43 protein-coding genes, 1 tRNA gene and 1 pseudogene are annotated in these 24,527 nt (G+C 63.3%); 31 read left to right on the forward strand and 14 right to left on the reverse strand.

Going from position 1 to position 24,527, the window contains the following annotated elements; genetic code table 11:
- Nucleotides 1-246: 246 nt before the first annotated feature.
- From glf to aroF, 11 genes are all read right to left on the reverse strand, one after another.
- Entirely contained in the window at nucleotides 247-1,371 is a 1,125-nt protein-coding gene (glf, locus tag DW029_RS09120; RefSeq protein ID WP_118345867.1) for a UDP-galactopyranose mutase, read from the reverse strand.
- 153 nt (nucleotides 1,372-1,524) lie between these two features.
- The gene (locus DW029_RS09125; RefSeq protein ID WP_118345868.1) at nucleotides 1,525-2,526 is read right to left on the reverse strand and encodes a translation initiation factor 2; all 1,002 of its coding nucleotides are present in this window, start codon (nucleotides 2,524-2,526) and stop codon (nucleotides 1,525-1,527) included.
- Entirely contained in the window at nucleotides 2,526-2,975 is a 450-nt protein-coding gene (locus tag DW029_RS09130; RefSeq protein WP_118345869.1) for a DUF4869 domain-containing protein, read from the reverse strand. The genes DW029_RS09125 and DW029_RS09130 overlap by 1 nt, the downstream gene beginning before the upstream one ends.
- 130 nt (nucleotides 2,976-3,105) lie before the next feature.
- Nucleotides 3,106-3,543, reverse strand: coding sequence for a type II 3-dehydroquinate dehydratase (gene aroQ / locus DW029_RS09135; protein ID WP_118345870.1), 438 nt, complete (start codon nucleotides 3,541-3,543; stop codon nucleotides 3,106-3,108).
- Nucleotides 3,544-3,629: 86 nt separating this feature from the next.
- On the reverse strand, nucleotides 3,630-4,880 hold the full coding sequence (locus tag DW029_RS09140) for a shikimate kinase (protein WP_118345871.1): 1,251 nt from the start codon (nucleotides 4,878-4,880) through the stop codon (nucleotides 3,630-3,632).
- Nucleotides 4,881-6,026 carry a prephenate dehydratase gene (pheA, locus tag DW029_RS09145; RefSeq protein WP_118345872.1) on the reverse strand — a complete coding sequence of 382 codons (1,146 nt, stop codon included), beginning with the start codon at nucleotides 6,024-6,026 and terminating at the stop codon, nucleotides 4,881-4,883.
- 168 nt (nucleotides 6,027-6,194) lie between these two features.
- Nucleotides 6,195-7,292 (reverse strand): chorismate synthase, encoded by a 1,098-nt coding sequence (aroC, locus tag DW029_RS09150; RefSeq protein WP_118345873.1) that lies wholly within the window; start codon nucleotides 7,290-7,292, stop codon nucleotides 6,195-6,197.
- A gap of 1 nt (nucleotide 7,293) precedes the next feature.
- A complete protein-coding gene (aroA, locus tag DW029_RS09155; RefSeq protein ID WP_118345874.1) occupies nucleotides 7,294-8,613 on the reverse strand; it encodes a 3-phosphoshikimate 1-carboxyvinyltransferase in 1,320 nt (439 codons plus the stop codon).
- Nucleotides 8,607-9,713 (reverse strand): 3-dehydroquinate synthase, encoded by a 1,107-nt coding sequence (gene aroB, locus DW029_RS09160; RefSeq protein ID WP_118345875.1) that lies wholly within the window; start codon nucleotides 9,711-9,713, stop codon nucleotides 8,607-8,609. Before aroB ends, aroA begins: the two co-directional genes overlap by 7 nt.
- Before the next feature lie 36 nt (nucleotides 9,714-9,749).
- On the reverse strand, nucleotides 9,750-10,664 hold the full coding sequence (locus DW029_RS09165; RefSeq protein ID WP_118345876.1) for a prephenate dehydrogenase/arogenate dehydrogenase family protein: 915 nt from the start codon (nucleotides 10,662-10,664) through the stop codon (nucleotides 9,750-9,752).
- 3 nt (nucleotides 10,665-10,667) lie between these two features.
- Nucleotides 10,668-11,690: a 3-deoxy-7-phosphoheptulonate synthase gene (aroF, locus tag DW029_RS09170; RefSeq protein ID WP_118345877.1), complete on the reverse strand. Its 1,023-nt coding sequence runs from the start codon at nucleotides 11,688-11,690 to the stop codon at nucleotides 10,668-10,670.
- A gap of 204 nt (nucleotides 11,691-11,894) precedes the next feature.
- Between aroF and DW029_RS09175 the strand changes: the two genes are divergently transcribed.
- Nucleotides 11,895-11,971, forward strand: a tRNA-Arg gene (locus DW029_RS09175).
- Between the two features lie 67 nt (nucleotides 11,972-12,038).
- On the forward strand, nucleotides 12,039-12,482 hold the full coding sequence (locus tag DW029_RS11180; protein ID WP_147351909.1) for a hypothetical protein: 444 nt from the start codon (nucleotides 12,039-12,041) through the stop codon (nucleotides 12,480-12,482).
- A gap of 143 nt (nucleotides 12,483-12,625) precedes the next feature.
- On the opposite strand, the pseudogene DW029_RS11890 reads toward DW029_RS11180, so the two are convergent.
- The 3 genes and pseudogenes from DW029_RS11890 to DW029_RS09190 all read right to left on the reverse strand — a co-directional run.
- Nucleotides 12,626-13,366 (reverse strand): annotated as a pseudogene (locus DW029_RS11890) (recombinase family protein); the annotation flags it as partial.
- A 102-nt stretch (nucleotides 13,367-13,468) separates the two neighbouring features.
- Nucleotides 13,469-13,768, reverse strand: coding sequence for a helix-turn-helix domain-containing protein (locus tag DW029_RS09185; RefSeq protein ID WP_233543848.1), 300 nt, complete (start codon nucleotides 13,766-13,768; stop codon nucleotides 13,469-13,471).
- A 12-nt stretch (nucleotides 13,769-13,780) separates the two neighbouring features.
- On the reverse strand, nucleotides 13,781-14,113 hold the full coding sequence (locus tag DW029_RS09190) for a helix-turn-helix transcriptional regulator (RefSeq protein WP_118345879.1): 333 nt from the start codon (nucleotides 14,111-14,113) through the stop codon (nucleotides 13,781-13,783).
- Nucleotides 14,114-14,247: 134 nt separating this feature from the next.
- On the opposite strand from DW029_RS09190, the gene DW029_RS09195 reads away from it, so the two are divergent.
- The 29 genes from DW029_RS09195 to DW029_RS09325 all read left to right on the forward strand — a co-directional run bounded on the left by DW029_RS09195 (nucleotide 14,248) and on the right by DW029_RS09325 (nucleotide 24,433).
- Complete coding sequence (locus DW029_RS09195; RefSeq protein ID WP_118345880.1) at nucleotides 14,248-14,472, forward strand: helix-turn-helix domain-containing protein; 225 nt, start codon at nucleotides 14,248-14,250, stop codon at nucleotides 14,470-14,472.
- Nucleotides 14,473-14,598, forward strand: a complete 126-nt coding sequence (locus DW029_RS11805; RefSeq protein WP_255413798.1) for a hypothetical protein — start codon at nucleotides 14,473-14,475, stop codon at nucleotides 14,596-14,598.
- Entirely contained in the window at nucleotides 14,565-14,948 is a 384-nt protein-coding gene (locus DW029_RS09200) for a hypothetical protein (protein ID WP_158572655.1), read from the forward strand. Before DW029_RS11805 ends, DW029_RS09200 begins: the two co-directional genes overlap by 34 nt.
- 212 nt (nucleotides 14,949-15,160) lie before the next feature.
- Complete coding sequence (locus DW029_RS11810; protein WP_255413799.1) at nucleotides 15,161-15,286, forward strand: hypothetical protein; 126 nt, start codon at nucleotides 15,161-15,163, stop codon at nucleotides 15,284-15,286.
- Complete coding sequence (locus DW029_RS09210; RefSeq protein WP_118345883.1) at nucleotides 15,279-15,617, forward strand: hypothetical protein; 339 nt, start codon at nucleotides 15,279-15,281, stop codon at nucleotides 15,615-15,617. Before DW029_RS11810 ends, DW029_RS09210 begins: the two co-directional genes overlap by 8 nt.
- Nucleotides 15,610-15,978 carry an NERD domain-containing protein gene (locus DW029_RS09215; protein ID WP_118345884.1) on the forward strand — a complete coding sequence of 123 codons (369 nt, stop codon included), beginning with the start codon at nucleotides 15,610-15,612 and terminating at the stop codon, nucleotides 15,976-15,978. The genes DW029_RS09210 and DW029_RS09215 overlap by 8 nt, the downstream gene beginning before the upstream one ends.
- Nucleotides 15,979-15,980: 2 nt before the next feature.
- Nucleotides 15,981-16,193 carry a hypothetical protein gene (locus tag DW029_RS09220; protein WP_118345885.1) on the forward strand — a complete coding sequence of 71 codons (213 nt, stop codon included), beginning with the start codon at nucleotides 15,981-15,983 and terminating at the stop codon, nucleotides 16,191-16,193.
- Nucleotides 16,193-17,086, forward strand: coding sequence for a DUF1351 domain-containing protein (locus DW029_RS09225; protein ID WP_118345886.1), 894 nt, complete (start codon nucleotides 16,193-16,195; stop codon nucleotides 17,084-17,086). Before DW029_RS09220 ends, DW029_RS09225 begins: the two co-directional genes overlap by 1 nt.
- The gene (locus DW029_RS09230; protein WP_118205803.1) at nucleotides 17,087-17,644 is read left to right on the forward strand and encodes an ERF family protein; all 558 of its coding nucleotides are present in this window, start codon (nucleotides 17,087-17,089) and stop codon (nucleotides 17,642-17,644) included. It begins immediately after the preceding gene.
- A gap of 3 nt (nucleotides 17,645-17,647) precedes the next feature.
- Entirely contained in the window at nucleotides 17,648-17,995 is a 348-nt protein-coding gene (locus tag DW029_RS09235; protein WP_118205802.1) for a hypothetical protein, read from the forward strand.
- Nucleotides 17,992-18,579: a single-stranded DNA-binding protein gene (ssb, locus tag DW029_RS09240; protein WP_118345887.1), complete on the forward strand. Its 588-nt coding sequence runs from the start codon at nucleotides 17,992-17,994 to the stop codon at nucleotides 18,577-18,579. Before DW029_RS09235 ends, ssb begins: the two co-directional genes overlap by 4 nt.
- A gap of 109 nt (nucleotides 18,580-18,688) precedes the next feature.
- Nucleotides 18,689-19,546 carry a hypothetical protein gene (locus DW029_RS09245; RefSeq protein WP_118345888.1) on the forward strand — a complete coding sequence of 286 codons (858 nt, stop codon included), beginning with the start codon at nucleotides 18,689-18,691 and terminating at the stop codon, nucleotides 19,544-19,546.
- Nucleotides 19,543-20,007, forward strand: a complete 465-nt coding sequence (locus DW029_RS09250; RefSeq protein ID WP_118345889.1) for a hypothetical protein — start codon at nucleotides 19,543-19,545, stop codon at nucleotides 20,005-20,007. The genes DW029_RS09245 and DW029_RS09250 overlap by 4 nt, the downstream gene beginning before the upstream one ends.
- Entirely contained in the window at nucleotides 19,998-20,198 is a 201-nt protein-coding gene (locus DW029_RS09255) for a hypothetical protein (RefSeq protein ID WP_118345890.1), read from the forward strand. Before DW029_RS09250 ends, DW029_RS09255 begins: the two co-directional genes overlap by 10 nt.
- On the forward strand, nucleotides 20,191-20,601 hold the full coding sequence (locus tag DW029_RS09260; RefSeq protein WP_118345891.1) for a YkgJ family cysteine cluster protein: 411 nt from the start codon (nucleotides 20,191-20,193) through the stop codon (nucleotides 20,599-20,601). Before DW029_RS09255 ends, DW029_RS09260 begins: the two co-directional genes overlap by 8 nt.
- A 213-nt stretch (nucleotides 20,602-20,814) precedes the next feature.
- Complete coding sequence (locus DW029_RS09270) at nucleotides 20,815-21,093, forward strand: hypothetical protein (RefSeq protein ID WP_118345893.1); 279 nt, start codon at nucleotides 20,815-20,817, stop codon at nucleotides 21,091-21,093.
- The gene (locus DW029_RS09275; RefSeq protein WP_118345894.1) at nucleotides 21,093-21,323 is read left to right on the forward strand and encodes a hypothetical protein; all 231 of its coding nucleotides are present in this window, start codon (nucleotides 21,093-21,095) and stop codon (nucleotides 21,321-21,323) included. Before DW029_RS09270 ends, DW029_RS09275 begins: the two co-directional genes overlap by 1 nt.
- Nucleotides 21,320-21,535 carry a hypothetical protein gene (locus DW029_RS09280; RefSeq protein WP_147351911.1) on the forward strand — a complete coding sequence of 72 codons (216 nt, stop codon included), beginning with the start codon at nucleotides 21,320-21,322 and terminating at the stop codon, nucleotides 21,533-21,535. The genes DW029_RS09275 and DW029_RS09280 overlap by 4 nt, the downstream gene beginning before the upstream one ends.
- Nucleotides 21,535-21,810, forward strand: coding sequence for a hypothetical protein (locus DW029_RS09285; RefSeq protein ID WP_118345896.1), 276 nt, complete (start codon nucleotides 21,535-21,537; stop codon nucleotides 21,808-21,810). Before DW029_RS09280 ends, DW029_RS09285 begins: the two co-directional genes overlap by 1 nt.
- A complete protein-coding gene (locus DW029_RS09290) occupies nucleotides 21,798-22,235 on the forward strand; it encodes a hypothetical protein (RefSeq protein WP_118345897.1) in 438 nt (145 codons plus the stop codon). The genes DW029_RS09285 and DW029_RS09290 overlap by 13 nt, the downstream gene beginning before the upstream one ends.
- The gene (locus tag DW029_RS11895) at nucleotides 22,235-22,459 is read left to right on the forward strand and encodes a Lar family restriction alleviation protein (protein ID WP_118345898.1); all 225 of its coding nucleotides are present in this window, start codon (nucleotides 22,235-22,237) and stop codon (nucleotides 22,457-22,459) included. The genes DW029_RS09290 and DW029_RS11895 overlap by 1 nt, the downstream gene beginning before the upstream one ends.
- Nucleotides 22,456-22,794, forward strand: a complete 339-nt coding sequence (locus tag DW029_RS09300) for a hypothetical protein (RefSeq protein ID WP_118345899.1) — start codon at nucleotides 22,456-22,458, stop codon at nucleotides 22,792-22,794. The genes DW029_RS11895 and DW029_RS09300 overlap by 4 nt, the downstream gene beginning before the upstream one ends.
- Nucleotides 22,795-22,796: 2 nt before the next feature.
- Nucleotides 22,797-22,973: a hypothetical protein gene (locus tag DW029_RS11345; protein WP_158572656.1), complete on the forward strand. Its 177-nt coding sequence runs from the start codon at nucleotides 22,797-22,799 to the stop codon at nucleotides 22,971-22,973.
- A gap of 4 nt (nucleotides 22,974-22,977) precedes the next feature.
- The gene (locus DW029_RS09305; protein WP_118345900.1) at nucleotides 22,978-23,220 is read left to right on the forward strand and encodes a helix-turn-helix domain-containing protein; all 243 of its coding nucleotides are present in this window, start codon (nucleotides 22,978-22,980) and stop codon (nucleotides 23,218-23,220) included.
- Entirely contained in the window at nucleotides 23,217-23,438 is a 222-nt protein-coding gene (locus DW029_RS09310) for a hypothetical protein (RefSeq protein ID WP_118345901.1), read from the forward strand. The genes DW029_RS09305 and DW029_RS09310 overlap by 4 nt, the downstream gene beginning before the upstream one ends.
- Nucleotides 23,438-23,722: a hypothetical protein gene (locus DW029_RS09315; RefSeq protein WP_118345902.1), complete on the forward strand. Its 285-nt coding sequence runs from the start codon at nucleotides 23,438-23,440 to the stop codon at nucleotides 23,720-23,722. The genes DW029_RS09310 and DW029_RS09315 overlap by 1 nt, the downstream gene beginning before the upstream one ends.
- Nucleotides 23,723-23,835: 113 nt before the next feature.
- Complete coding sequence (locus DW029_RS11815; protein WP_255413800.1) at nucleotides 23,836-23,958, forward strand: hypothetical protein; 123 nt, start codon at nucleotides 23,836-23,838, stop codon at nucleotides 23,956-23,958.
- Nucleotides 23,955-24,155, forward strand: a complete 201-nt coding sequence (locus DW029_RS09320; protein ID WP_118345903.1) for a hypothetical protein — start codon at nucleotides 23,955-23,957, stop codon at nucleotides 24,153-24,155. The genes DW029_RS11815 and DW029_RS09320 overlap by 4 nt, the downstream gene beginning before the upstream one ends.
- Entirely contained in the window at nucleotides 24,152-24,433 is a 282-nt protein-coding gene (locus DW029_RS09325; protein ID WP_118345904.1) for an HNH endonuclease, read from the forward strand. The genes DW029_RS09320 and DW029_RS09325 overlap by 4 nt, the downstream gene beginning before the upstream one ends.
- The last annotated feature ends 94 nt before the right edge of the window (nucleotides 24,434-24,527 follow it).

Raw genomic sequence — 24,527 nt, forward strand, 5'->3', positions numbered from 1 at the left:
TTTCCGCAGCTCGACGTAGCGAATCCATCACCCGTTTCCTAGACTGTCAGAAAGTTTTATATAGCTATATAACTATTTATAAAGCTATATAAACGAAGCAGGGATGAGATTCTATCGAGGTATTAGAGCTCCGGAGCTCCAGATTAAGTATTCGAGATTAAATGTACAACGATTAAGGGCGATTCACGGTAACATGCCGTGAATCGCCCTGTTCGATTTGCTCTTGTTTGCGATAACCCGCTTTGTCTACTCCTCCGTCGGCTCCATACCGAGCTCGTTTCGCACCAGCTCAAATGCCGCGGCGATGGCCTTGTCCATGTCGTAGTACTTGTAGCCGCCCAGGCGTCCGGCAAAGATCACGTCGCCTTCCTGCGCCGCCAGCTCCTCGTACTGCTTGTAGAGGGCCTCGTTCTTGGCGTCGTTGATGGGGTAGTAGGGCTCGTCGCCGGGCTTCCAGTCGGCCGGGTACTCACGTGTGATGACGGTCTTGTCCTGCGTGCCGAACTCAAAATGCTTGTGCTCGATGATGCGCGTGTAGGGGACCTCGCGCTCGGTGTAGTTGACCACGGCCACGCCCTGGTGGTCGGCCTCGTCGAGCGTCTCGGTCTCGAAGCGCAGGCTGCGGTACTCGAGCGTGCCCAGCTTGAAGTCGTAGAACGCGTCGATAGGGCCGCAGTAGATCGTCCTGGCGGCGATGCCGGGCTCGGCGGCGACCAGCTCCTTGTACTCCACGCCGCAGCGCACCTCGACGCCCTCGAGCATGTTGGCGACCATCTTGGTGTAGCCGCCCATGGGGATGCCCTGGTAGCGGTCGTTGAAGTAGTTGTTGTCGTAGGTGAAGCGGCAGGGGAGTCGCTTGATGATGCTCGCGGGCAGGTCGCGGCAGTCGCGGCCCCACTGCTTCTCAGTGTAGCCCTTCACGAGCGTCTCAAAGATGTCGCGGCCCACGAGCGACAGCGCCTGCTCCTCCAGGTTTGCGGGCTCGCCGATGTTCTCGGCGGCCACCTGCTCGGCGATCTTGGCCTTGGCGTCTGCCGGCGTGACGACGCCCGGCCACATCTTGGCGAAGGTGTTCATGTTGAAGGGCATGTTGTACATGCTGCCGTGGAAGTTCGCGACCGGCGAGTTGACGTAGTTGTTGAACTCGGCGAAGCGGTTGACGTAGTCCCAGACGTCCTTCATGGAGGTGTGGAATATGTGCGCGCCGTAGCGGTGGACCTGGATGCCCTCGACGTCCTCGGTGTAGATGTTGCCGGCGATGTGGTCGCGGCGGTCGATGACCAGGACCGACTTGCCGGCGCGCTTGGCCGCGTTGGCAAAGACGGCGCCCGAAAGGCCGGCACCGACGACGAGGTAATCGTACTGGGACATGGATATGCTCCTTTGTGTGTCAATTGGACAGTTACAAATGATTCGGGACAAACGCCACTGACTCATTTGCTCCATAGATTAGTGTAGCAGATGCACTTTCAGCAGCTCCAGCGCATGGGCATAGCCTGGTTTCCAAATGATCTTAAGGACTCGCTATTCTGCCCGTAGGCACTCGGGTAAGACGCTCCCGACTGCATCCATTGCTTGCGGCTTCAGGTATTGCTCGTTGAGCTTCGCCTTTTTGTAAGCATAACGAGTGTCTGCCGAGTATTTGACCAACACATCGGTGAAGAACCGCTCCCAGCTCAGGTAGTCGCGGCTTTCGATATAGCTCGAAGGGTCCTTGAGGATTTTTGGAATGTCGTTGTTGGGGATGAGGCCAGATCGCAAAAGTGTCCACTCAAATGATTCCGGGAGGAACAAGCGAACTTTTTTGTAAACGCGCTGCCCCAGCACCTTTTCGATGTATGGACCAAACGCTGCGCCGTCTCCTATGGCAAGGATGTTTTGCTCGGGACATTCGTGAATCGTTCGTTTTAGGTTTGCTACGCCGGTAGCGGTGTAGCAGGGGATTCCCAGTCGGTTGCAAAGGGCGCCGTAAAATTGATAGCCAGACTTGCTATCCTCGACAATCACGGCATCGGGATTGTCGAAACCTACGTTAAGGTCCTGATACAGCATGTTTGCCGTGTGGGTATAAAGCGGTTTGGTCACCGAGTAAAAACGCTTGTCGCTTTTACGGCCGTTAATTACTTTGCTCGTCGTGTTGACCAGTTTTAGGATTTCGTCGACGCTGTAGGGGAGTTCATTGGCATCACGGCGAGATATCAGAACAAAATAGTTGGACGATCCGCTGACGGCTTTGGCGAAGTCCTTTGAGTAGATAAACTCGTTACCCTCATCTAGAAAGACGATTGAATCTTCGATGATCGACAGCTCGCGCTCCCAACGTCTGCCGGAAAGCGTTTCGCAAGGCACGTCGCAGCTGAGTGTAACGCCGCTTTCCTGTCCTCGGTCGTTGTAGTCGCGAATCATCGAGATGAGCGTCGTTTTGCCCGTGCCGCTGTTGCCGCGTATAAAGGAAATATTGCGCTTAAACGTGAGTGTGTATTTGACCTTTGCCCGCTCTACGACAACGGTATGCGTTCCCTTCATTACTCATCAACATCCAAAAAGTCATTTGTAGCACCGACGAACTCCTGCATGTTCCTGACGATGCGGCCATCATTATTGATGCGGATTTCAAAGTTCTTCCAGGGGAATTTCATGATGTGGTAAAGGGTCACCAGCACATCCTGCTCTTTGCCGATCTTGAGCAGCCAGCGGGCACAGTTGTCTCCGCAGGTAGATGCATTGAACACCATATTTGGGAGATTGCGTACCAGCAGCAGCGTCTTGACGCCGCCGGACAGTTCGAGTGGGGTGATCGAGCCCAGCTGCTTGCTTACGATGTTGTGGGGGCCGATGAGCTCTGATCCGTCCACGCTTTTAATGATCTGTGCGGCCATAGGGTCTTCGAACCATGAGTCCAAGTATGAGTTCCTAAAATAGGTCTCGGTATCGTAGATGGAACCGGGGTAATCTCCCAGATGGATGATTAACATGCGCGTCTCCAGACGTTGTGTGACTGCAATGATTATATGCCAGTAATAAAGTGCCGCCAGTAGCGAGGTTGCTGCTGGCGGCACTGGCATTATTAGCGTGTTAATCGCGTTGATGGATTTGCTCGCGAGGCTACTTTTCGAGACGCTCCCTCAGCAGCTCCAGCGCGTGGGCGTAGCCCTGGAGGCCTTCGCCGGTGATGGTGACGAAGCAGGCCAGGCGGGCGTAGCTCACCTGGCGGAAGTCCTCGCGCGTTTCGACGGCGCTGATGTGGACCTCAACGGCGGGGATGGCGACGGCCTTGAGGGCATCGAGGATCGCCACGCTCGTATGCGTGTAGGCAGCCGGGTTGATGACGATGCCGTCGACCTTGCCATAGGCCTCTTGGATCTTGTCGACGATGCTGCCCTCGTGGTTGGACTGGAAGACCTCGACCTCGTCAAAGCCCTGCGCGGCGCCTGCCTCCTGGCAGATCTGGACCAGGCGGTCGTAGTTGTCGCTGCCGTAGATGCCCGGCTCGCGAATGCCGAGCATGTTGAGGTTGGGGCCGTTGATGACGAGTGCTTTCATGGCTGCTTCCTTTGTAGTTGGTCGATTTGGCAAGGCGGAATGAAAAACCACCACAAAGGTGCCTGTCCCCTTTGTGGTGGTTTTTGTTAGAGAGCGGGTGGGAGGGTGTCGAGGACGGCGCGGGCGGTGTTGGCGGCGCAGTCGCGTGAGTCGATGATGTAGGCGGCCCAGGCGCGGTAGCGCGGCATGCGCTGCTCGGCGAGCTTATCGATGCCATCGCGGGCGGTGATGGGGCGACCCTTATGGGCGAGCTCTTCGAGCTTGCGGTTGAGCATCACAATCTGGCTGTTCTGGTGCAGCAGCGGGTAGTTCTCGTCGCGTGTGATCACGCCGCCGCCCGTGGAAAGCACCAAGCCGCTGCGCTTGGAGATGTCGGCCAGCTCCGCCGTCTCCTGCTCGCGGAAGGCTGCCTCGCCGCGCTCGACGATAAAGTCGGCGCAGGGCATCCCCAGGCGCTCCTCAAGCGCGGTGTCCAAGTCGATGTGCTCGCGGCCCGTGAGCTGGGCGATCTGCTCGCCCACGCGGGTCTTGCCCGAACCCGGCATGCCAATCAGCGCGATGTTCTGCTCGCGGCGGGACAGACGCTCCGTCACATCCAGGATGCGCTCGCGCGGCGTAACCTGGCCGGTGTAGCGCTCGACAGCCTGTGCCGCCTGGGCAACAAGCATGAGTAGGCCGCCGATGCAGGGGATGCATCGGCGCTCGGCCTCGAGCATCAGACCCGTACGGGCGGGGTTGTAGACAATGTCGATGACGCCCTCGAGCGCATCGAGTCCTTCGAGTGTGCAGGGAGCGTCGGGGCAGTGGGGGGACATGCCGGCGGGCGTGCAGTTGACGAGCAGCGCGGCATCGGATTGCTGCGCGATGTTGTCGTAATTGACCTCGCTCGTGCGACCCACGGGTACGACGATGGCGCCCAGGTCGTCGAGCACCACACTGGCCGTGGTGCCTGCGCCGCCGGTGGCGCCGAGCACGAGGACCTTCTTACCGGCAACCTCTACGCCTAGCTCCTCGACCAGGCACTGAAAACCAAAGTAGTCGGTGTTGTCGCCGCGCAGGCGGCCGTCGGGCAGGCGCGTGATGGTGTTGACGTTGCCCATGCGCTCGGCGAGCGGACTCAACTCGTCCAGGTATTCCATGACGGCGCGCTTGTAGGGGATGGTCACGTTGGTGCCCTCCCATTCGTCGCCGGTCATAAAGGCCTGGAGGTCCTCGGGCTCGCGCTCAAAACGCACGTACTCCAGGCCTGCGAGCTCCTTGTAGATGGTCGGGGTGTAGCTGTGGCCCAGCACACGGCCCAGGACGCCGTAGGGGCGGGTTGCGGCGGTATCGGTCATCTAGAGCACCTCCGTGTAGCTGCCAAAGTAGGTGAAGCTCTCGCACACGTCGTCGATCGAATCGAGCAAGTCGTCGAGGGCCTTGCTGCCAAAGGGGCAGTCCAGGTCAAAGTAGAACATAAACTCAAAGTCACGACCGGGGATGGGACGGCTCTCGAGCTTGATGAGGTTGATGTTGAGCGCGTAGAATCGCTCAAGCACGCGGTAGAGGGCGCCCGGCTCGTTGGCCGTAGTGATCATGAGCGAGGTGCGGTTGGCACCGGGATAGACGCGCGGTTCGCGACTGATGACGACGAAGCGTGTGTAGTTGTTGTCCGAGTCCTGGATGTTGGGCTCCAGTACCTCGAGGCCATACAGCGCGGCACAGCTGCGCGAGGCGATGGCGGCGACGTCGGTGCGCTTGGAGTTGGCGACCATCTCGGCCGACATGGCGGTGTTGGGGTACTTGGTGGCATGCAGGCCGTGGCCCTCGATAAAGCCGGCGCACTGGGCAATGGCTTGGCCGTGGCTGTAGACCTCGCGCACGTCGGCGAGTTTGGTGCCGGGTTTGACGAGCAGGTTGTGATCGATCTTGAGGCGCAGCGAGCGCACGATATGGAAATCGAATTGGGCGAGCAAGTCGTAGACGGCGTTGACCGAGCCTGCGGTGGAGTTTTCGATGGGCAGCACGCCAAACTCGCAAAAGCCGTCGCGCACGGCGCGCATGACGCCCTCAAAGGTCTCAAAGAAGGCGATCTCGGGCACGTCGAAGAGCTTGCACGCGGCTATCTGGCTGTAGGCGCCCTCGACGCCCTGGCAGGCGACGGAGGCCGTTTGAGGGAAGGGCGTGTCGAAGGCCTCGGCAGTGGCATGGGCCTTTTGCGACACCGTGATGCCCTTGAGCTCGTTGATGTAGCGCTGCTGCTCGGCCTTGCTCATGCTCATGAGGAGGCGGAACAGGGTGATGGTCTGGGCCTCGTAGCGCTCGGGTGCGCGGCTGGCGAGGTTGTTGAGCTTGGAGCGCTCGCGGGCGGGGTCGAAGACGGCCTTGCCCATCTCGATTTTTGATTTGGCGACTTCGGTGGCAATGTCCATGCGTTCGACAAAGCTGCTGAGAAGCGTGGTGTCGATGCCATCGATGGCCTGGCGGATGTCGGCAAGGTCCATGGAGGCCCCTTTCGTAAATCGTTGCCTGGGGTAGTTAATTTGGGACGGGGCTTTTTTAGCTACCCTTTGGCTGTCGACGAATCGATGGGTGCTAGGGCAAATATCAACTGGCACATGGGGTAGCTAAAAAAGCCCCGTCCCAAATTAACTACCCTTGGGGTGGGCGGGTTAGCGCTGGGCGGCGTCTTCTAGGAGCGCGTCCCAGATGGCAAGGGCGGCGGCTGCCTCGGCTACGGGGACAGCTCGGGGGACGATGCAGGGATCGTGGCGGCCGTGGACCGAGAGCTCGGCATTTTCCATGGCGTCCATGTCCACCGTCTGCTGCTCGCGGCCGATGGAGGGCGTCGGCTTTACGGCCATACGCCACATGACGGGCGCGCCAGTCGAAATGCCACCCAGGATGCCGCCGGCGTTGTTGGACTCAACCTCGATCTCGCCGGTCTCGGCATCGATGCGATACAGGTCGTTGTTCTCGCTGCCACGCATGGCGGCGACGGCAAAGCCCATGCCAAACTCCACGCCCTTAACGGCGGGAATGCCAAAGGCGATCTGCGCGATGCGGTTCTCGATACCGTCGAACATGGGGTCGCCGATGCCCGCGGGCAGGCCGTAGATGCCGCACTCCACGATGCCGCCGATGCTGTCGAGCTCATCGCGCGCGGCCAGAATCTCCTCGCGCATGCGGCCGGCAGCCGCCGCGTCGATGCACGGCAGGTCGTTCGAAAGAATCGCCTTGCGGTCGGACTCGCGATAGACCATGTCGTCCATGGGCAGGTCGGAGATGCCGCCGATCTGGGCCACGTGCGCCATCACCTTGATGCCGCGGGCTTCGAGCGCTTGCAGCGCGATGCCGCCGGCGATGCACAGGGGCGCCGTCAAGCGGCCGGAGAAGTGTCCGCCGCCGGCGACGTCGTGCATGTTGTGGTACTTCACGCGCGCGGGGAAATCCGCATGGCCCGGGCGGGGCTTACGGCGCAGCTCGGAGTAGTCTTTGGAGCGCGTGTTGGTGTTCTCGATGATCGCGGCGATAGGCGCACCGGTGGTGTGCCCATCGACCACGCCGGCGATAATGTGCGCGGCGTCGGCCTCGCGGCGCTTGGTCGCGGTCTCATCGCGGCCGGGGGCGCGACGGTCCAAAAACGCTTGCAGCTGCTCCTGGTCAACGGCGATACCTGCCGGAATGCCATCGAGCGAGCAGCCGATGGCGGGGGAGTGCGACTGGCCGAAAATGCTCAGATGCAAGACGTTGCCAAAGGTCGAGGACATGCTATTCCTCCTCGAGCGTGACCTTGCCGCCCAGCAGGCGGTAGTGGTCAAAGAAATCGGGATAGGACTTGTTGACGGCCTCGGCGCCGTGGATCACGACCTCGCCGGTGGCGCGGCTCGCGGCGATGGCGGCCATCATGGCGATGCGGTGGTCGTTGTGCGAATCGACCTCGCCGCCGGTGAAGGCATCGACGCCCTTGATGATGAGGTCATCGCCGGCAATGCGCACCTGCGCGCCCAGCGCGGTGAGCTCGCGGGTGGTGGTGGCCAGACGGTCGGATTCCTTGATGCGCAGACGGGCGCAATCGCGGATAAAGGTGCGGCCCTGTGCCAGTGAGGCCACGGCCGAGATAACGGGCACGAGGTCGGGAATGTCGTGGGCGCTCATCTCAAAGCCGGCGAGTTTGTCGGACTGCACGGTGGCGGCGTTGGTTGAGCGCACGATGCGGGCCCCAAAGCGCGAAAGCGCGGCGAGCACGTTGCGGTCGCCCTGTGCAGAGCTCAGCGACACGCCCTCGACGGTGATGGGGTCGGTACCGATGGCGCCGGCACACAGCCAAAAGGCAGCGTTGGACCAGTCGCCTTCGACAGCAACGCTGCCGGGCGTGCGATACGAGCCACTGCTCACGCGGAAGTTTGTGACTTCGGGCTGGCCGTCCCTAGCGGGAATACGCTCGACGTTGACCTCGACGCCAAAGGCCTTCATGGCCTGGATCGTCAGGTTGATGTAGGGGCGGCTCTCAATGAGGCCGGTCACCTGCACGCAGGAGGGCTGGGCGAGCAACGGGGCTGCCAACAGCAGGCCGGAGATATACTGCGAGCTTACGTTGCCCGGCAGCACAAAGGTGCCCGGGCGCATGCGTCCGCTCGTCTTGAGCGGAAAACCGCCCAAGCCCTGCAGGTCGCAGCCGGCGGCGATAATCTCGTCCGAGAGCGGGGACAGCGGGCGGGCGCCTAAGCGTCCCTGGCCCACAAAAGTTGCTTCTGCGCCCAGCGCGCAGGCGACGGGCAACATAAAGCGCAGCGTGGAGCCACTCTCGCCGCAGTCGAGCGTGCCGCCGGCAAGTGCTTTGAGCAGGCCAAACTCAATACTCTTCATGGTGGGGTGGACCTGGAAGCCGTCCTCGACGGTCTCGATGTGAGCGCCCAGGGCCGTAAGGCAACGCACCGTGGCCTCGATGTCGGCGCAGGTGGTGTTGCAGGTGACGTGTGTCTCGCCGTTGGCAAGTGCAGCGCAGATGATCAGGCGATGCGCCATCGACTTGGACGCGATGGCAGGAACGGTGCCCTTAAGCGGGGACGGGGTGATGCGGGCTAGCATGCGGATGCGTCTCCCTTCTGGCCGAGGCCCTCGGCAATTAAATCGTGGAAAGTGGAAAGCGGCGTGCGGTCGATGCTGCAGCGGCCAATGCCGTGCGGAATCACCAGGTCGATGGTGTCGCCCGCGCGCTTCTTGTCGTGGAGCGCCTCGGCAAAGATGGCATCGGCATCTAGGTCGCAGCGGGTCTTGAGGCCATGGCGGGCGCAGAGTTCCTCAATACGACCGGGCAGTGCAGCATCGCAAACGCCGTGCAGGGCCGCGGCGCGCGTGATGATGCCCATGCCGATCGACACGCAGTTGCCGTGTCCGAGCTCAAAGTGCTCGCAGGCCTCAACGGCATGTCCGGCGCTGTGTCCAAAGTTGAGGAGCTTGCGCTGGTTGGTTTCGCGCTCGTCGGCGACGACCACGGCGCGCTTGATGTCGATATTGCGGGCGATGATGAGCGCTACGCGGGCCACATCGCGGTTGAGCAGCTCCAGCGTGAGCGGGGTCTTCTCCAGCTCGGCGAAAAGCTCCGGATCGGCGATCACGGCGTGCTTGACGACCTCGCCGCAGCCGTCGGCGAACTGCTCGGGCGTGAGGGTGGCCAGGCACCCCACGTCGGCGATAACCACGCTCGGCTGCCAAAAGGCGCCGGCCAAGTTCTTGCCGGCAGCCAGGTCGATGGCAGTCTTGCCGCCCACCGACGAATCCACCATAGCGAGCAGACTCGTGGGGATCTGCACAAACTTGCAGCCTCGCATGTAGGTGGCGGCCACAAAGCCGGCAACGTCGCCCACGACGCCGCCGCCAAGCGCCACGATCACATCGGAGCGCGAAAGCTCGTGCTCGGCCACAAACTCCAAAATGGCAACGTAGGTCTCGGCGCGCTTGTGTGCCTCGCCGGCCTCGAAGGTGCAGATACTCACTTCGTAGCCTGATGCCTCCAGGCTCTGCTTAACGGGCATCTGGTAGAGCGGGCCGACGTTGGTGTCCGTCACGATGACGGCCTTGGTGCCGCCGGCGGTGGCGCGCACGAGCGGCCCCGCCTGCTCCAGCAAAAACGTGCCAACATGCACCTGGTAGGGGCGTGCAGTGTCGATATCGATGGTAATCGCCATAAGCTTCGGTCCTTTCGACCTGGCGTGATAGGTGGTCTAGTGGGAGGCCTCGTCGTCGAGTACACGCTTGATGCGGTCGCCCTCGGCAAGGAGATTCTCCAGATAGCGCTGGTCGCGGTCCTTGAGCGCACGGCTGTAGGCGCCGAGCGAGTCGATCAGGTGGTCGATCTCGAAGGCGAGAGCATCGGCGTCGTCGATCATGAGCTCGGACCACATCTGCGGATTGAGGTGCGCCACGCGGGTGAGGTCGCGGTAGCTGCCGGCCGAAAAGCCGTGGTGGACCTGAGCGGTCGGGCTCTTGACGTAGGCGTTGGATACCACGTGCGCAAGCTGGCTCGTGAAGGCGATGACGCGGTCGTGCTCGGCGGCGCTGGTCACGCTGAACTTGCCAAAGCCCAAGGGGCGCACCATCTCGCGCACCTGGCCCAAAAGCTCCAGTTTGAGTGCATCGTCCACCGCAGGCGGCACGAGCACGAGCGGCGCGCCCTGGAACAGGTCGGCGCGGGAGTGCGCATAGCCCGAGTACTGCGTGCCCGCCATGGGGTGCGCGCCCACAAAGTAAAAGCCGTGCTCGCGGGCAAGCTCAAAGGCGCGCTCGCACACGATGCCCTTGACGCCCACCGTGTCGATCACCACGGGGCCCATAATGGCCTCGGTGTCGGTGGCGTCGGCGAGTGCCTGGGCATGCTCCTCGAGCCACTCGATGCAGGCCTCGGGGTAGCAGGCCAGGACGATGATGTCGCATTCGCCGAGTGTCTTGTCGTTGAGCTCTCCGACGACAGTGCCCATGCTGGCGGCCGTCATGACATCGTCATCGGGGTCCCAGGCCAGCACGCGGACGCCCGCCTGTGCATAGCCGCGGGCAAAGCTACCGCCGATGAGGCCCAGGCCGACGATACCGGCGCACTTGGGGCCGCCCTGGTTAACACGCGCGTTTCTCACCGTGCCCATGGGCTACTCCATGGTCTCTTGGCGGACAACTTCGCGGATGGCTCGGATGCGGCGCATGGTGTCGTCGAACTGATCGGGGGTGAGGGCCTGGGCGCCGTCGGACCAGGCTCGGCTCGGCTCGTCGTGGACCTCGATCTCCAGGCCGTTGGCACCGCAGGCGGTCGCGGCGAGCGCCATGGGCTCAACGTAGCGGGTGTAACCGGTGGCGTGGCTGGGGTCGGCGACGACGGGCAGGTGCGACAGGTGGTGCAGCACCGGCACGGCGTTGAGGTCGAAGGTGTTGCGGGTGCGGGTCTCGAAGGTGCGGATGCCGCGCTCGCACAGGATGACGTTGTCATTGCCCTCGCTCATGATGTACTCGGCTGCCATAAGCAGCTCATCGATCGTGCCGGACATGCCGCGCTTAAGCAAGATCGGAGTCTGGGTCTTGCCGACCTCCTTGAGCAGGGGGAAGTTCTGGGCGTTGCGGGCGCCGATCTGCATGACGTCAATCTTCTTGTCCAAGAAGACCTGCACGTCGCGTGGGTCCATGATCTCGGTGACGATCGGCATGTCGAGCTCGGCAGACGCCTCGCACAGCAGGTCGAGGCCGGCAGGGCCCATGCCCTGGTAGGCGTAGGGGGAGGTGCGGGGCTTGTAGGCGCCACCGCGCAGCATCGTGGCACCGGCGGCCTTCACGCGGCGTGCGATGCGGATGAGGTTCTCGCCCTCGACGGAGCAGGGACCGGCGATGACCTGGAACTGGTCGCCGCCGATCTTGACGCCGTGGCCGCAGTCGATGACGGAGTCCTCGGGGTGGAACTTGCGGTTGGCGCGCTTAAAAGGCTCGGAGACGCGCTGCACGCGCTCGACGACATCCATGGACTCGAGCAGGAACGGGTCGATCTTGGTCGTATCGCCCACCAGGCCGATGATCGTCTCGTTCTCGCCGCGCGAGACATCGGTCTTCAGACCCTTTTTCTCAATCCAGCTGACGATATGGCTTACGGCCTCGTCGCTGGCGCTCTGCTTTAAAATTGCAATCATGGTGTGCCTCTCACCTCGATGGATAACTTTTGCAAAAACGGCCCGCATCGCGAGCCGTGTATATATGGTGCATGAGAGTTTATACTATCTGACTCGCTTTTGCCTTCTAAAGTGGGCCGTTGCGGCTCGTCTTCCTCGGAATTGCAAAGCTTTTTCTTTTATTTTGATAGCCCGTGGTGCACTTGGGTATAATGCCAACCGTTGGCCCTATTAGCTCAGGGGATTAGAGCGTCTGCCTCCGGAGCAGAAGGCCGTTGGTTCGAATCCAACATGGGGCACCATTCCAATTTTGCTCGAACCCGCTGGATGTCCAATCTGGCGGGTTCGCCCTTTTTGTCGTAGTTCAGCGTGACCAGTATCTCGTCCTCCGAGACGACCGCCTGCCACACGAATGCCTTCAGCAGCGTCGCGTCGTCGAGCGCCGTCCCGCACTGCAGGAAGTCGGCGAAGCGCTCCGGGTCTATCCGCTCGTCCGTGATGGCCTCGAGGTCGTACCTCGCGCGCGCCTGCTGCTCCTCGAGCTCGGCTATGCGCTCGTTCACGCCCGGCGCTATCACGCCCTGCTCGATGGCGTTGAGGATGTTCCTCAGGCCCCTCTCCGCGGCCATGAGCGAGTCCTCGGCCTGCCTGCGGCGAGCCCGCACCTCGGCCGTGTCCGCGCGCTCCGCTACCATGTTGGCTATCTGCAGCGCCTCGCCGCGGTCGCCCAGCAGCCCGCGCAGCGCCGAGGCTATGGAGCCCTCGAGCTCCTCGCGCCTGATGTTGCGGACGCACGACCCCGGGCAGCTGTAGTACTCGTACTTCACGTTGTTGCGGCCCCTGCCGCTCACGCCCTGCAGGTTCCTGCCGCATTCCGCGCACAGCGCCGTCCCCGCGAGGGCGAAGTCGCCCCAGTTCTCGCTCGAGCGCTGCTTGCGGCACTTGATCCCCTGGACCTCCATGAACGTCACCTCGTCCACTATCTGCGGCATCCCGCCCTCGCGGACGATGCCTCCCCACTCGTACCTTCCCGTGTACCTGCGGTCGCGCAGCATCTGCTGCACCATCGCCTGCCCGCACGGGTTGCCCTTGCGCGTCCTGAGGCCGCGCCGAGCGAACTCGCGCGCTATCGCGTTCATGGACATGCGCTTAAGCCTCAGCGCGAAGGCCTCGCGCACCCACGCCGCCTGCGCCTCGTCGACCTCGTACTCGTCGTCCCCGTTCCTGCGGTATCCGAAGATGCGCACGCCGTTGGTCTTGCACTTGAGGGCGTTGCCCTCCATTCCGCGCTTGGTCCTGATGGCGGTCTTCCTCGACTCGCAGGCGGCGAGCCCCTCGAGCAGCTTCTCGTAGATGATGCCCTCCGGGCTGTCGGGTATCTGCTCGAGCGCCGAGACCAGCTTGACGCCGTGCGTGGCGAGCTCGCGCTTGTATATCGGCGCGTCGTACTCGCCGCGGCTGAAGCGGTCCATCATGTAGACGAGGACGATCTCGCTCTCGCCGGCGTTGGCTATCATCCGCTGGAACTCGGGGCGGTCGTCGGTGCGCCCCGACACGGCGCGGTCGCAGTACTCCGCCGCGACCTCGTAGCCCTCGCGCGCGCACCACTCGCGGCAGACGCGCAGCTGGTCCTCGATCGAGGCCTCGCGCTGCCTGTTGCACGAGAATCTCGCGTATATCACTGCCTTCTTTGGCATAATGTGGATGTCACCCTTCCTTCAAGTTGAGTTTGCATGGGTGCACTGGTTGGATGCCCCGTCGGCTATAGCGGTACAGGCGCTGCCGACGGGGCTCTTTTTTTATTGCATGTGGGTAGCCAATGATCTGGCAACCTCAATAAGGACGGCTCTGCATGAGTCGTTTAAGTCCTGGAAAATCGAATCAAGCTCCTCCTGCTGCTGCGTCACGAGTGGCGTGTCTGCATCAACCATAAGGATGTAATCAACGGTCGTATTGAAGGCTTGCGCTGCGGAAATCAGCTGGCCTCCGTTCATGACCACGCGTCCCTGCTCCCAATTTCTATAGGTGCTTAAGGAAACGCCAAGCTCTTCAGCGGCGGTCTGCTGGTTAAAGCCTGCTGCCTTCCTAACTTCCTTCAATCGGGTCTGCACTTAACGCACCCCGCTCTCTTTTTCTAATGGAAAAGTCTCGGCGAGGCCTTTTGCAGTGGCCATTAAGGCATTTTGGCCGTCTTTACTCATTGAGTTAAATAGATTCAAAAGCTCGCGATCAGGTCCGCCAATTTGTTCACCGTCACCTTCTTCAAGGTCAAACAGTTCTCCGATGGTGCATTTGAAATAACGAGCAAACTCAGCCGCCGTGTCCATGTCTGGGCTAGTGTTTCCAAGCTCATAGTTTTGGTAGGTCCGGTATTTGAGGCCGAACACGTTCGCGGCCTCTTTTTGCGTCAACCCAGAACGCTGCCGAAGGTCTTTAAGACTCATTTCTCACCCCTAACTTAGGATAGTTGCAGCATACAAGAAACTTGTACAAATGGCAAACTTTCAGGGTTTACAGATACAAGAAACTTGTATATAGTGCCAGTCAGGCACAAGAAACTAGTGTGAAGGAGGAAATGATGCTCAACAATCTTGTGTCCGAGCGTAAGCGGGCGGGTCTGACTAGAGAAGAAGTTGGCGAGAAGATTCATCGCTCCGAGTACGTAATCGGCAAATGGGAACGAGGCGAAAGTTCCCCATCCCTCGTGCCAGACGCCATCAATCTGGCAAAGCTCTACGGATGCTCTGTTGACTATCTTGCAGGCCTCGTGGATGAACGCACATCAAAAGGCATGGTCGCCTAAATGGACGCCAAAGAACACGATGAGAAGCCCAAGACCCCGCGCGAGATAGCGCTCGACACCATGTGCTCGACGCTTCGGGCGGCGTACCGGGAATGGGAGAGGAAGGAGGGGAGCAAGAGACAGTGAGGCAATGGTCGACACGTGAGATTCGGTACCTGAGGGAGCACGCCGGCGACGGAGCCAAGGAGATAGCCAAGGCGCTGGGCCGCAGCACCGACGCGGTCAAGTGGCAGGCGCGCAGATGCGGAATATCGCTCCGCCAGCGCTGGATGTGTCCCAAGTGCGGGCGCACGACGTTCAAGCCGCTGAACAAGGCGAACGGCTGGTGCGCGGAGTGCACGAAGGAGGGCCACGTGGCAGACCTCAGGGAGCAGGCAAACGCGATGCGCGAGGAGGCGGCGAGGGCCAAGCGGAACGACCGCGAGCGGCAGAGGTGCTACAGCGCCAAGAGCCGCGCCAAAAAAGTCCCAAAATAGCCACCCTAAAAGCCACACCTGCATCTACCTGCGGAAACATCAGAATGGAACACAAGATGTACACATACAAAGAAGCGAGCGCCCCCAGCTACCAACTTGTGAGCACTCGCCGAAACAGCCCCAGACATGAGGCTCAGACCATCATAGCACCCAAGTCATACCGACCGTCCGCCCGCGAGCAGCTCGACTCCGATGCGTTCAGGGCGGGGGCCATGGTCGGCTTCATCGCCGCCGCGGTCCTGTTCGCGGCGATCCTGACCGTCTTCGTCCTCCCGACGATGGACGGCGCGGTCCAGGCGGCCAAGGCCGCATGCGCTGCGGGGGCCGTCAATGCGTAACGACGAGAGATACCGCCAGAAGCCGATGAGCAGCCAGCTCGAGATATTCGGCCTCGGCGCGGACGGCGAGCAGGACATGGCCGAGGCGCGCACATGGATAGGCGAGCACCCGCGGGCGTGGGACTTCATGGTCGAGCAGGCCCCCCGCCTCAACCGCAAGGGCTACGTCTCGATCAACTACCTCATCCACATGGTGCGCAACGAGCTGCACGTCGGCGTGAAGAACGGCCTCGCGCCGAGCCTCGCCCGCATCATGGAGGCGCGCTACCCGCACCTGAGGCACGCATTCAACAAGCACCGCTCCAAGAGCGACGGGTTCGTCGATGAGTAGGAGCAGGAGAACCGCCAGGGACGCGGGCACGAGGTTCGAGCGACTGGTCGCCGACTACCTGGCCGGGAGGCTGGGGGCCGACATCGACAGGCAGGTTAAGACCGGTTCCAAGGACACGGGCGACATCCGCGGCGTGTCGGTGGCCGGGCGGGGCATCGCAATCGAGTGCAAGGACTACCAGGGTAGGCACGAGCTGCCCAAGTGGCTGCGCGAGGCGGAGACCGAGCGCAGGAACCGCGGGGCCGACTACGGCGTGGTCGTCTGGAAGCGCCGCGGGACCGCTATCCCCGGCGAGCAGTTCGTGACCATGACATTGGAGACGTTCGCGGCGATGCTCGCGGGCGCAGACAGGGAGGAATAGCAATGGAGAGCACAAACATACCGGTGGAGATCGAGGCCAAGTTCAAGCAGACCACCGTGAAGGGCGGCGTCGCCGTCCTGCAGTTCGAGGTCGACACCTGTGACAGAGCGGCGTTCGACGCCATCCGCAAGAGCGGCGAGGAGGTCTGGCTGTCCATCCAGAGCAAGCAGCCCCAGATCCTGTTCGTGAGCCACGACGGGGAGGTGACCGAGTGATGTCCGAGAAGAACGGGGCCGAGGAGGTCGTCGCCGAGGTCATCGAGGAGCAGGGGGCGTCCGACCTCGTCGTCACGTACTCGCCGTCCGTCATCAGCGCCAACTTCGACGCGATGGAGGCCCACGTCCGCGCGAAGGTCGCGGACTACGAGGGCGCCAAGTACGACCTGACCAAGGACGACTCCATCAAGGAGGCGAAGCACGACCGCTCCTACCTCAACGGGCTCAAGTCCGAGATAGAGGAGCGCCGAAAGGCCGTGAAGCGCGAGTACAACAAGCCGCTCGCCGCCTTCGAGAAGCGCTGCAAGGAGATCATATCCATCATCGACGGCGCGTCGGACGGCATCAAGGCGCAGCTCGACGAGGCGGAGGAGAGGCGCAAGGCGGGCGCGAGGGCCGCACTCGAGGCCCACTACAGGGAGTTCGCGGAGCTCCTCTCGCCGGTCGTGCCCTACGAGCGCCTGCACGACGACAGATGGCTCAACAAGTCATTCGGCGAGGCGAAGGCCAAGAAGGCCCTCGAGGACAAGGTCTCAGCCGTCGCGCGCGACTGGGACACGCTCAAGGCCCAGCGCGACTCCATGGCCCACTACGAGGTCGCCGAGCGCGAGCTGTTCCGCACGCTCGACCTTGGCTCGGCGCTCAACGCCGCCCGCGCCGCCGACGAGGAGGACGCCCGCATCGCCGCCATGCGCGAGGCGGTCGAGCCCGAGCCCGCGCCGCGTCCCGCGACGAGGCGCCAGGCGGAACCCGCCGCCGCGGCGCGCCCCGAGCTGCACTGCGCGTGGACGGTCGAGATCCCGTCCGCGACCCGCTCGCAGATGGAGCTGCTCGCCGCGGCGCTGCGCGAGCGCGGCATCACCGGCACCATCAAGTGCAAGGGGGTGTGCTAGATGGCCGACGAGGAGATGACGCTCTCCCAGGCGATAGCAAAGGTGCAGCGCTCCGTGACAGTCCCCAAGGCGCGCTACAACGCATTCGGGAAGTTCAGCTACCGCTCGTTCGAGGACATCGTCGCCGCGCTCAAGGAGCCCTGCAAGGAGGCTGGCGTGGCGTTCACGCTCCAGGACGGCATCTGCAAGGTGGGCGACCGCTACTACGTCGAGGCGACGTGCACGCTGTTCTTCGAGGACGGGCACGGCGATACGAGGGAGTTCAAGGCCTACGCCCGCGAGGCGGAGCACAAGAGCGGCTCCGACGACGCGCAGGTGACCGGGATGGCGTCGAGCTACGCGCGCAAGTACGCGCTCTGCGGGCTGTTCGCCATCGACGGGCAGAGCGATCCGGACGCGCTCTCGGACAAGCCCGAGAAGGAGCCGCCCGAGAGCGGCGGGTTCACAGCGAAGTGCAAGGCCTGCGGCACGGCCTACACCTTCGAGTCGAAAGAGCAGTACGAGGAGTTCAAGAAGCACCCCGGCTGCTGCGCCACGCCGACGTGGCGCGTCCTGTAGGCCATGCAGGACATGTACGCGCAGCGCGAGGAGCTGTTCGAGCGCCTCATGGCGGAGCTGGACACGCTCAGGCGGACGGGCCAGCAGTACGCCGAGAACGAGGCCGACTACCGCAAGGCCCTGCGCATCGCCATCCTCGAGGAGCGCTCCAAGGGCACGCCGGTGACCATCATCGGCGACCTGTGCCGGGGGCGCGAGGAGATAGCCGAGAAGAAGCAGCTGCGCGACTGCGCCGAAGCTCTCTACAAGGCATCGAGCGAGGCGATCATGGCCCTCAAGCTGCGAATCAAGACCGTAGACGCCGACATCCAGAGGACATGGACGAGCGGCGGAGAGGAGACATACAGATGAGCATCAACAGAGTGGTGGTGTCGGGCAATCTGACCCGAGACCCCGAGCTACGCGTCACGCCGGGCGGCACGCAGGTGCTGGGCTTCGGCGTGGCCGTCAACGACCGCCGCCGCAACCAGCAGACGGGGGAGTGGGAGGACTACCCCAACTTCATCGACTGCACCATGTTCGGCAACCGCGCCGAGGCGCTCTCGCGCATTCTGCGCAAGGGCATGAAGGTCGCCATCGAGGGGAAGCTGCGCTACAGCTCCTGGGAGGACAAGAACGGGGGCGGCAGGCGCTCGAAGGTCGAGATCATCCCAGACGAGGTCGTCCTCATGAGCCAGAACCCCAACGGCCAGCAGGCGCCGCAGTATGCGCCGCAGGGCTACCAGCAGCAGGCGTACCCGCCGCAGCCCGCTCCGCAGGCATATACCCCCCAGCCGGCGCGCCAGCAGCCCGCGCCGCAATGGAACGCCCAGCAGGCCTACCAGCAGGCCCCGCAGGCGACACCGCAGCGGCCCCAGCAGGCACCGCAGGCCGCCTCGCAGCCGGCACCCGCCCAGCAGCAGCTGGACGTGTACGACGAGGACATCCCGTTCTGATGGGGCGCGTACCCGACATCATCCGCGACCACTGGGAGGCGGCCCTGTTCGCCGCCTCCTTCTCCGCGGGTTTCCTATTCTTCTCTTCGCTTCTCTGGGGGTGGTTCTGATGGCATTCACCGTGTTCGACAGCTTCGCCGAGGTCTACGACGACTTCGACGAGAGCGACACCGAGGACATGCGCGACCGCGCGGTGCTCGCCGACGCGATCATGATGTACGGCCTGCACGGAGTCGAACCCGACCTCCCGAAGCACCTGCGCCGCGTGTTCAAGGCCATGAAGAACGCCATCGACAACTCTAAGGACGCGCGCGGCAGGGGCGGGAAGGGCGGCCGACCACGCAAGAAACCGACTGTCGACAAACCCGAATCGCAGGTTTCCGAAAGTGAAAACCTAGGTTTTCCAAACGTGAAACCAGTTTCCGACAAACCTGAAACGCAGGTTTCCGAAAGTGAAAACCCTAACCTAACCTACCCTAGCCTGTCCTGTACTGAACTGGTCTGTGATGAGGGCGATGCCCCAGCCGCGCCGCCCGAGTTCGAGCCGCCGTCGCTGGAGGAGGCCCGCGGTTACTTCGGCGCCAACTGCCTGAACGGCGACCCGGACGCCTTCTGGGCCTTTTTCGAGTCGCAGGGCTGGGTCAAGAGCAACGGCCAGCCGGTGAGCAACTGGGGCGCCCTGGCACTCGACTGGTCCAGGCGCCAGAAGCGCATCGACGCCGACGACCGTGCGAGGGGCAAGCCGACCGCCTCGGAGGTCGAGGCCGCGACGTTCAGGCCCGCGAGGACGCCCGAGGAGGCGCTGGCCGAGCAGGAGCGCCGGTGGGCCGCCGAGCACCCGGGCATCGACCCGGGCAAGGTCGAGGCCCCGCGGGGCACGACCGCGAGCAGGGACCAGTTCGGGCTGTACCAGGACGCGCAGAGGCTGCTGGCCGCCCGCGCCGCGTGCGAGGGGAGGTTCTCATGATCCTCGACGCGGGCCTGCTGAGGGGATGGCCGAAGGAGCGCGCCGAGCTGTACGGCAAGCCCCACCTCGGGGCGAGGTACACGCACGACACGGCATATGAGCCGACGCAGGCCCGGTGCGCGGTGTGCGGAAGGCGCGCCTCCAACTGCCACCACGTCGCCCGCAGGTCGTGGGGGAAGACGTTCAGGCTCGTCACGCCCAACGGGGTGTGGGAGCTGCGCAGCCCGCTGTTCGCCCTATGCGGCTCCGGCACGACCGGGTGCCACGGGAAGTTCCACGACGGCGGCCTCAGGGCCGAGTGGGTATGGCGCACCGGGGCGGCCGAGGAGGCATGGTGGTCCGGCACACTGCTCAGGGAGTACCCGCCGCACAGCCCCGACCTCTACATGTTCGGCTACTGGCTGATAACCGACAGATACGGCAACGAGATGATCAGGGAGGGCTCAGGCCCATGGAGATAAGGACATGCGAGCAGTACGTGCTCGCCGAGCTGGAGAGGGTACGCGCCGAGCGCGACGCGGCGAAGCGCAGGGCAGATGAGCTCGACGCCGAGCTGGAGAGGTGCAGGGCCGCAGGGAGAGACCCGTTCGGAACGGCGCTCGCCGACGTGAACCGGTACTACGAGACCCTGCGGGTGAGCGGCGATGAATGACGAGAGGGCCGTCGCCGCGGCCATCCACGCCTCGCTCCAGGGCAACGAGGTGACCGACCTCTACACGGGGGACTGCAGGGGCTGCGGCGAGTGCTGCTCGCGGTTCCTGCCCGTGAGCCCGTTCGACCGGGTGCGCCTCGAGGTATACGTGCGCCGGAACGGAATCGAGCCCGCCGAGCCCAGGGCGGAGTACGACCTGCTGTGCCCGTACCTCACGGACGGGCGCGAGTGCGCGGTCTACGCCGCGAGGCCCGAGATCTGCCGGGCGTACCGGTGCGACAGGCATAAGAGGGGCGAGCTGGGCATGTTCTTCGGCGCGGAGTGCGCCGAGGTGACCGACATGCGCGAGCTCGCGGAATCAATGGCCAGCGATGTCTACAGGATGGAGCAGGGGAATGGCTAGGAACGTCTACGGCGGCTACTGCCGCGAGTGCGGCAGGTGGACGCCTCCCGGGTTCGGGCACTTCGAGCGCTACCGCGGCGGATGGCGCGTCCACTGCGTCGAGTGCGCGAGCGGGCGGAAGCTGCCGCCCGAGGGGGACCAGGCGACGCGGGACATGCGGCGCCACGTCAGGAACATGGTGAACGACGGAAGGTACGGGAAGAGAGGATACCGATGACCGAGGCCAAGAAGACCGACGAGACGACCGAGGAGCCCTACCCAGGGACGCTTAGCTGGGCGGCGACGCGGTTGCTGGAGGCAATCGGCGACGCCGCGGAGGCCGTCGCCGAGATGCTGTGGGAGAGCATCTCCCGCGTGTTCCGAGACGCCCGCCGTCTCATGAGGAAGCTCGCGAAGGCGCTCGACTCGAAGTGGCAGCGCCGCCGCCGTCGCGCCCTCGCCCGCTCGCGCCGCAACAACCTGTACCTGAAGAGAATCGGGAGGTGCCGGTGATGGGCGGCAAGAGGCGATTCACCGATGAGCAGCTGCGCGAGCGCAGGAACCGCCAATGGTGGGAGTCCCGCGCCCGCTGCGGGTACGCGTCGGTCTGCCCGGAGTGCGGGGGCTACACGCTCTCGCCCTCCGGCTACCACAGGGCGTGCGCCAAGAAGGCGGGCCTGGCGCCAACGGTGAGGCCGGCGTTGAGCGCCGGCAACCAATCGAAGGGAGAGATATGCAGGTGAAGGGCGAGAGACCGGACATTTACGCGGACGGGCTCCGGGAGGAGCGCTGCGCCAACTGCTGCCATGTCAGGACGACCGTGTTCCGCAGCGTCTACGGGACCGAGCGCATCGAGTCCGAGTGCGAGCGCAGGCCCGAGTTCGTGCACAGGACACAGGCGGAGGCCGTATGCAACTACTGGGCCGACGCGAGCTGCGAGACCGGGGAGGACTAATGGCTAACTATTCGATCTGCACGCAGACGTTCGACATCGGCGACGGGCCGAAGGCCAAGGCGCTCAAGCCGCTCGAGGAGGCCGCCGAGGTGTTCGGTGCGTGGCAGAACCGCTGCGACGAGGACGTGGTCGACGAGCTCGCCGACTGCATCCAGGCGTGCGCAAACATGATGGCGTGGATGGGCCTCACGCAGCAGGACGTGGACAACGCGATGCTGCGCTGCCTCAAGCGCAACAGGGACAGGGGGAGGTTGGACGCGCCATGGCTTGCGTAGAGTTGCCGAAGGACGCCGAGGGGCGCGAGATTCCGCTGGACACCGAGGCGATGTATGACGCCAACGGCAAAAAGGTGCACATCACCAGCTTCACGTACAGATGCGATGTCCACGGCCTTTGGTCGCAGTGGAAAGTGTTCAGCCAGGATATTACGGGAGAGAAAGACGGAATGCTCCCGGCAGACAGCCTTTACCTCACTACGCCCGACAGCTGGGAGAGGTTGGAGGAAGACCTGGACAGAGCGGTCGAAAACGGTGATGCCGGTGATGAGTCTTTTTTCCAGTCGATGGCGTGCGCTTATATGAATCACGGCGGCGAAATGTGCGGCGACTGCAAGTTCTGGAATAAATACGTCAGAAATTGCACGCACCAAATGCTCGAAGACGTTGTATCCCGTATCCGCAAGCTGAGTGGTGACGATTGATGGACGGAACCAAATTGAAGCCCTGCCCGTTCTGCGGCGGCACCAATGCGGCGACAAGATGCTCACGCAGGGGCGAGTACGGGGAAACGCTCTACCCGTTCTATTTCGTCAGGTGCGGCAGCTGCGGGGCCAGGGGGCCGATAGTCGGCGGGTACAGATTCCCCGGCTCGGAAGATAGGTGCAGAAGGGTTGCCGTTGACGTGTGGAACAGGAGGGACCAGTGATTACCGACGAGCAGCGCCGCGAGGTAGCCGATGAGCTGCGCAGGCTCACTGATGGATGCCATAACATCGGGGTTTTAGATTCAGAAATCTTGGACGTTCTTGGAGTCGGGTGCGCCGATATTCCAGATCTCTCCAATGCATACGACGTGGATGTGCTTGCCGACCTAATCGACCGTCCGATATATAGACCCGTCATACCAAACGCAATGGAGGGCTACGTGTTTTGTCCTCAATGCGGTGCGGAAATCGGCGAGTACGGCGTGCCGAACTACTGCCATAGCTGCGGGGTGGCGATCTCGATGAATGGCAAGCGCAATAGCAGGAAGGGGATGTAGAGATGCTCGTAATCGAAAAGAAGGACGTGCCCGAGGACTGCACAACATGCCTGTACTACCGCTTCAACGGGTGCGCCAACGCCGACCGCCAGAAGGACTGGATGCACTACCGCGTGTGGAAGGGCCTCGAGCAGTGCCCGAGCTGGTGGCTCGACCAAAACCGATTCGAGAGGGCGTGACGCGATGGCGACCGAATACGTTCTGGACGCAGACAGAATCGCCCACTGGAGAGTCGACAACCACGTCCCGCTCAAGCAGCTGGCGCGTGAGGCCGGCGTCAACCTCAGCAGCCTGAGCCACGCGATCAGGGAGGGCCGGGAGGTCAAGATGAACTTCCTGCTCAACCTCGCTGAGGCGATGGGCGAAGACCCGCGGGACATCGTGAGGCCGAAAGACAGGGCGAACGAGAAGGCGGAAGGGCGGTGACCGGCGTGGAGGGCAGCGAGATTCCCGAGCGCTGCAGGGCGTGCTATGCCGCCGAGTCTTGCGGCGGAGACAACCCGCGCCGCGAGAACGGCTGGAAGGACTGCCAGTTCCCGCCCGACCCGTGCCAGGTCTCAGTCTCAATCAATCCGTGGCAGTTTGAGGGGTTTTGGACTGCCGCGGGGGAACACGGACGACGGACGATAGCGAGGCGAATGTGATGATGGGCTATGAGCCGAATAGCGACTACAACCTGCCGCCGGGATGCTTCGATGGCGACATCGACAGGCACTTCGGGGAGCGCGGCCCGAAGTGCGCCGAGTGCAGGCACATGGTCGAGTGCTGCTGCGACTACGGGGTCTGCGGGCTCGAGTTCGACCGCGCCTTCGTCGAGGACGGCGAGGCCGAGGAGGAACCGGCGTTCGTCGCCGCGTGGGCGCTCGACTGGATACCGAACCACATGAGGGACATGCAGGAGGCGGCGTGCGACATGTTCTGCGGCTGATGCCGTTGGCGGCGCTCGGCGCTGCTGGCGTGGGCGGCGAGGCCCGCATGGGCACTCGCCGTGGTTTTGATCGTTTCCGTGCGCATGGCGTGCGGGTGAGATAGGAGGATTGAATGGAAGAGATCGGCAAGCTGATCGGCAAGCTCATCGGGTGCCTCATCATGGCCGCGCTCGTGCTGCTGTGCGCCGCCGCCGTCGTGTGGTGCTGGCGGGTGCTCGCGGGGATGGTCGCATGAGCGCCGGCGAGAGGGTTGCGCAGCAGCTCCGCGACGCCGCGGCGCTGCTGGAGTCCATGGCGGACGACGTGGCGGGGGACATCGACGAGAGGTTCGTGCTGCCGCCCCTCGCGATCACCATCAAGATAGGGAGAACCGACGAGACCCCGACCCGGTCGGTGAAGAAGGACTACCTCGCGAGGAAGCGCCTGGCATGACGTGGAGCTCCAACGGCAACGCCGAGCGCAAGCTCAAGGCGAGGCTCCGCGCCGAGGGCAGGCCGTGCCACATATGCGGCCAGCCCATAGACTACAGCCTGCCGCCCGGCACGCCGTGGAGCTTCGAGGCCGACCACGTTGTGCCGAGGGCGAGGGGCGGCGCGGTGCTGGACTATGCGAACCTCGACGCGGCGCACCGCGTCTGCAACCAGAGGAAGGGCAAGCACATGCCGGGCGACGCGAGGCCAGTCGAGATAAGGCGCACGAGGCTGTTCTGAGCGTTAGGGACAACTGAATAGGCGAGGCTGAGAAGCCTAACTGGAGGCGCGGTCGTCGGCACGGCTGCGCCTCGCTGCTTTTCTGGGGCGCTGA

This window comes from Collinsella sp. AF38-3AC (genome assembly GCF_003474365.1).
Classification (GTDB): domain Bacteria; phylum Actinomycetota; class Coriobacteriia; order Coriobacteriales; family Coriobacteriaceae; genus Collinsella.